Here is a 4,786-nt window from a genome sequence, read left to right on the forward strand (position 1 = left end):
CAGTGACATCGAGTTCATCCTTGAAGCGAAGCACCTAAACGTGGCGCTATCGCAAGAAGGTATGGACCACGAGTACGGTCTGCAAATCGGTCGTACTATGGATGACAGTATGAATGACGGCATGATGGGCAAATGTCTATCTAACGAAATTCTGATGTACACCTCTGCAGCATCGGATGCACGTATGGGTGGTGCAACCCTGCCTGCAATGAGCAACTACGGCAGTGGTAACCAAGGTATTGCAGCAACAATTCCAGTTGTGAAAACTGCGGAATTTGTTGGCGCTAACGATGAAACACTCGCGCGTGCACTTATCATGAGCCACCTAGGTGCGGTGTACATTAAATCTCACTACCCACCACTGTCTGCATTCTGTGGTAACACAGCAACCAGTGCGGCAGCGGCAATGGCAATGGTTTACCTACGCGGTGGCGACTTTGCTCAGTCATGCTTTGCTATTCAAAACGTACTGAGTGACACCACAGGTATGGTGTGTGACGGCGCGAAAGCCACTTGTGCGATGAAGGTAGGTAGCTCGTCTCAAGCAGCGGTTAAATCAATGCTTCTTGCTATGCATAACCATGCAGCGGCAATGCAAGGGGTGATCTCACGCGATGTTGAGAAAACCATACGCAACGTTGGCCGTATGGTAAGTGGCGGTATGCTACAAACAGACAAAGAAATCATTGAAATCATGTCTGTTTAAGGTTCATAATCGCCACCTATCATTGGTGGCGATTTTTATTTCAAGCCCGAACTAGGCTGCGAAAAAAATGTGCGATATTTTCGCCCAGTTCACGTTTATTACCCTACCAATGTTAACTAGCAAAAATGAGTAATTACTCATTATGATAGGTCTAACTGCATCAAACCAAAGTCATTTTATACAAGTGCATATACTAATATTGAATAGGCTTTCGTTTGCTATTAAAGGAAATGGAACATGCTAGTCACACTATCTGTGAGTGACCGTCTGATCTTAGATGCAATGGGAAATGTCGTTGATGGCATTGCCGCGATGTACGGCACCCATACTGAAGTGGCACTTCACAGCCTTGATATCGATAACCCATCGATCATCAAAATCGCCAATGGCCACGTCACCGACCGTGGGATCGGTGCCCCTATTACTAACCTTGCGCTTGAAAAGCTGAAATCAGGTGCCGATGTTTCTGAGCCCTACTTCAGCCGTTGCTCAAAAGGTAAGTTGATCCGCTCTGTCACCACCATTATTCGTAATGATTTAGGCACTGCCATTGGTTTGTTGTGTATTAATGCCGACATGGATGCGCCAATCCACTCATTCCTAGGCACGCTACTACCAAATCAGCTTCCAGCAGCTCACAACCACACTTCGCCAGAAACCTTTGCCAAGAACCCTGACGAAATGCTCAATGATTCTATCGAGCGTGTGAAAAATGCCGCGATGAATGATGATTCGATCCCGACTCACAAACGTAACCGAGTGATCGTCGAGCAACTGTTTGATAATGGTGTTTTCAATATCAAAGATGCCATTGTGATCACCGCAGAATCGCTCAATGTCTCCCGTGACACGGTTTATCGTTACTTACGCGATCTGAAAAACGCCAGCTGATCATCAAACTGTTTGCGAAAAACCGCACTAACAGTCACGTACACCATAAAAGCGCTCCCATCACTGAGCGCTTTTTTTAGCTGCTGATCACCATAAGAATGATTTGATGATCAGCTAAATAGCGATTACCCTTGCCACAAATGCCAGTGTTGAGGACAGAATTCATGCGCATTACCATTGTTGGCGTCGGGGCGATTGGTCGCCTATGGGCAGCGGCGCTTGCCAAAGAACATCAGGTGCACCTCTGGACCCGTGATGATAAACCGCAAACCCAGTTTTCATTCACCCCACTCGCTGCCACACACTCACCAGTACAAACGCTGACTTTTGCAAGCAACCAAGCACAACAACTCGCCAATAGTGAATGTGTGCTCGTGACCGTCAAAGCCTTTCAAGTCGAGCAAGCCTTACGGGATATTCTGTCCTCGCTAAGCACAACGACACCAGTGATCATTATGCACAACGGCATGGGAAGCCAAACTATCGCCAAACATTTACTGCCTAATAACCCACTGCTATACGCCACCACAGCGCAAGCCGCTTTTCAGCCAACGCCAGACAGTATTTCACACACTGGACAAGGGCAAACTTGGCTCGGCGCACTCACCGACAATGCTAAGCGTTACCAATCGTTAGCCGATGTTTTCAATGCTACGCTCTCCCCTTGCCAGTGGCATGACGATATTTTGCAGCCCTTGTGGCACAAGCTCGCGATCAATTGCGCCATCAATCCACTAACGGCGCGTGAGCAATGTAAAAATGGCGAGCTCGCACAAGCTAAGTATCAGCCATACTTAAACCAAATCTGCGATGAAGTTGCAGCTGTGATGCGTGCCGAAGGTTATCCTACCCAAGCTGAAAGCCTTAAAAGTTTGGTCGATCAGGTTATAGAAGCAACAGCCAATAACTTTTCGTCTATGAATCAAGACCTTTGCCACCACCGCCCGACCGAAATCGACTATATTACGGGGCATGTGGTTGCACGAGCACAAGCTCACGGAATCGAGACACCTTGCAATACTCAACTCTGGCAACAAATCAAACAATTGGAGCAAGAAGCCTGATGACTATTTCATCTACCCCTAAAGTTGTTGTTTGTATCGCTCCTGGTACAGAAGAAATGGAAGCGATCACCGCGATCGATATTCTGCGTCGTGCTGAATTTGACGTAACTGTCGCCAGTGTTGCCTCAGATGGCGCGTTGATCATGGAAGGTTCTCGTGGGATCAAAATCGGTGCCGATATCGCGTTAGTTGAAATCGCCGATGAAGAGTTTGATTGTGTGGTACTGCCGGGTGGCGTTGGTGGCGCAGAATGCTTCCGTGATAGCCCACTACTGGTCGAATTCGTTAACCAACACCGCTACGACGGTAAGTTGATCGCCGCTATCTGTGCAGCACCTATAGTTGTATTGCACTATCACAACATGTTCCCAGAAGCATTCATGACAGCGCACCCTGCCTTTATCGAGCAATTGGCTGAAGAAAAGCGCCGTCACAAACGCTTTTACTTCGACAAGATACATAACCTGCTAACCAGCCAAGGGCCAGGTACAGCGCAAGAATTTGCCTTTGAAATTATCAATCAACTGGCAAGCAAAGAGAAAGCGGCAGCCGTTGCTGAACCTATGGTAGTGTGGCCAAACATGCACTACGACGTGTTACCGCGCAAATAACACAACAACCGCCAGATAGATAACAAAAAACGCAGCCACTTGGCTGCGTTTTTGTTGAACTGAATCTTAGCTATTAACCCAGAATATTTTGGAATAATAGTAGTGATCCCATACCACTTAGTACAACCCATACCAAGTCAAAACGTAAGCTCACAATGGTACAAACAATCGCAGCCAGTACACGTGGATTTTCAAGGCTGAACATCATGTTTGGACCAGCACCTAAAATCTCAACCGCGATAATCGCCGGCAGTACAGTTACAGGTACAAAACGTAGTGTACGCTTCATACGGTCAGACATTTCAAATGAGCCTGCCATACCAATCACAGAGAAACGGATAGCAAAAGTAACCGCAGCCATACCCAATGTGAAGATCAAGAAAGTAGTCATGTCCATCTTATGCGCCCTCAGTTTCTGTTGCTAGTTCAGCTTGCTGTTGTAAACGTTGTTTCTCATCTTTCTCTGTCGCGAGATCCATTTGGTAACCGGCAAACACACCAATGGCAGCCGCCACAACCAAACCTAGCGAATGTGGTAAACCAGATAGCAAAATACCTGAAATCGTTGCAACCACTGCCGCCACAATACATTCACGGCTTTTCACTTGTGGAATAACAATCGCGATAAACGCAGCAACCATCGCAAACTCTAGACCGTAGTTTGCAATATCTGGGAATGAAGAACCCACCAAAGCACCTAGCAAGTTAGCCAGTACCCAGTTACCCCAGAAACCAAACATGGCTGCAAGGTAGAACCAGTGGCGACCTTCTTTTTCTTTACGCATATCAGTAATGGTTGATGCGTACACTTCATCAGTTAGACCGTAAGCCATCAGCATACGGATATGTAACGGGTAATCTTTCGCATGCTCAGACAGTGATGCACTGTACAACACATGACGAAGGTTAATGATGAATGTCGTCAGCATGATCACCGCCATGCTGGCACCTGATTGGAACAGACCTAACGCCACCATCTGTGCAGAACCTGCAAACACAGTAAATGCCCATAGTGTACTTTGCACTATGTCCATACCTGCTTGGATACTCACCGCACCCACGATAAATGAGAAAGGGAATGCCCCAATACACAAAGGTGCTATTGCTTTAAAGCCTGCACTCATCAGTTGTTTTTTCATGATTCAACTCTTCTAACGAAAACATCAAATTTATTTGCAAACTGAAATATATTCGACAACGAACAATTGAACAACAAAAATTGCATGCAAATTTATTTGAAATAAGACCTCGATCATAAAACCACATCAAACCCGACAAAATCGTAAAACAAACGTGATCAAAATCAACTTTGACGTAAAACCACCATTGATTAGTGCAAAATCCTTTGTATTATATTTGCAAATTGCATTGCAGCGAGAGATTTAATGCAACACAAGTAAAGCTGCAATTTGATGTTTAATTAAAGGTAAAACAAATGAAAACTGTCGTAACTTCAGACAACGCACCAGCAGCTATCGGTCCCTACTCTCACGGTACGGCTTACAACAACCTTA

The 4,786-nt window shown here is 45.9% G+C and carries 6 protein-coding genes; 4 read left to right on the top strand and 2 right to left on the bottom strand.

All coding sequences use genetic code 11. The features are described 5' to 3' along the window. The 4 genes from A3K86_RS00065 to A3K86_RS00080 form a co-directional block, all read left to right on the top strand. Positions 1-706: L-serine ammonia-lyase, iron-sulfur-dependent, subunit alpha (locus tag A3K86_RS00065; protein ID WP_198160389.1), on the top strand; the 706-nt coding region annotated here is incomplete at its 5' end. Positions 707-943: 237 nt separating this feature from the next. Beyond that, complete coding sequence (locus A3K86_RS00070) at positions 944-1,597, top strand: helix-turn-helix transcriptional regulator (RefSeq protein ID WP_068325787.1); 654 nt, start codon at positions 944-946, stop codon at positions 1,595-1,597. Between the two features lie 164 nt (positions 1,598-1,761). Next, a complete protein-coding gene (gene panE / locus A3K86_RS00075) occupies positions 1,762-2,661 on the top strand; it encodes a 2-dehydropantoate 2-reductase (protein ID WP_068325790.1) in 900 nt (299 codons plus the stop codon). Further along, on the top strand, positions 2,661-3,272 hold the full coding sequence (locus A3K86_RS00080) for a DJ-1 family glyoxalase III (RefSeq protein ID WP_068325793.1): 612 nt from the start codon (positions 2,661-2,663) through the stop codon (positions 3,270-3,272). Before panE ends, A3K86_RS00080 begins: the two co-directional genes overlap by 1 nt. A 73-nt stretch (positions 3,273-3,345) precedes the next feature. On the opposite strand, the gene A3K86_RS00085 is transcribed toward A3K86_RS00080, so the two are convergent. Continuing rightward, entirely contained in the window at positions 3,346-3,669 is a 324-nt protein-coding gene (locus tag A3K86_RS00085; protein WP_068325796.1) for an AzlD domain-containing protein, read from the bottom strand. 1 nt (position 3,670) lies between these two features. Next, positions 3,671-4,411, bottom strand: a complete 741-nt coding sequence (locus A3K86_RS00090; RefSeq protein WP_068325802.1) for an AzlC family ABC transporter permease — start codon at positions 4,409-4,411, stop codon at positions 3,671-3,673. Positions 4,412-4,786 lie beyond the last annotated feature (375 nt).

This window comes from Photobacterium jeanii (assembly GCF_001650345.1).
Lineage (GTDB): Bacteria > Pseudomonadota > Gammaproteobacteria > Enterobacterales > Vibrionaceae > Photobacterium > Photobacterium jeanii.

Bases quoted from the DNA above. Each gene is read 5' to 3' on its own strand.
- A3K86_RS00090 (WP_068325802.1), bottom strand. From the start codon at position 4,411: ATGAAAAAACAACTGATGAGTGCAGGCTTTAAAGCAATAGCACCTTTG.
- A3K86_RS00080 (WP_068325793.1), top strand. From the start codon at position 2,661: ATGACTATTTCATCTACCCCTAAAGTTGTTGTTTGTATCGCTCCTGGT.
- A3K86_RS00070 (WP_068325787.1), top strand. From the start codon at position 944: ATGCTAGTCACACTATCTGTGAGTGACCGTCTGATCTTAGATGCAATG.
- panE (WP_068325790.1), top strand. From the start codon at position 1,762: ATGCGCATTACCATTGTTGGCGTCGGGGCGATTGGTCGCCTATGGGCA.
- A3K86_RS00085 (WP_068325796.1), bottom strand. From the start codon at position 3,669: ATGGACATGACTACTTTCTTGATCTTCACATTGGGTATGGCTGCGGTT.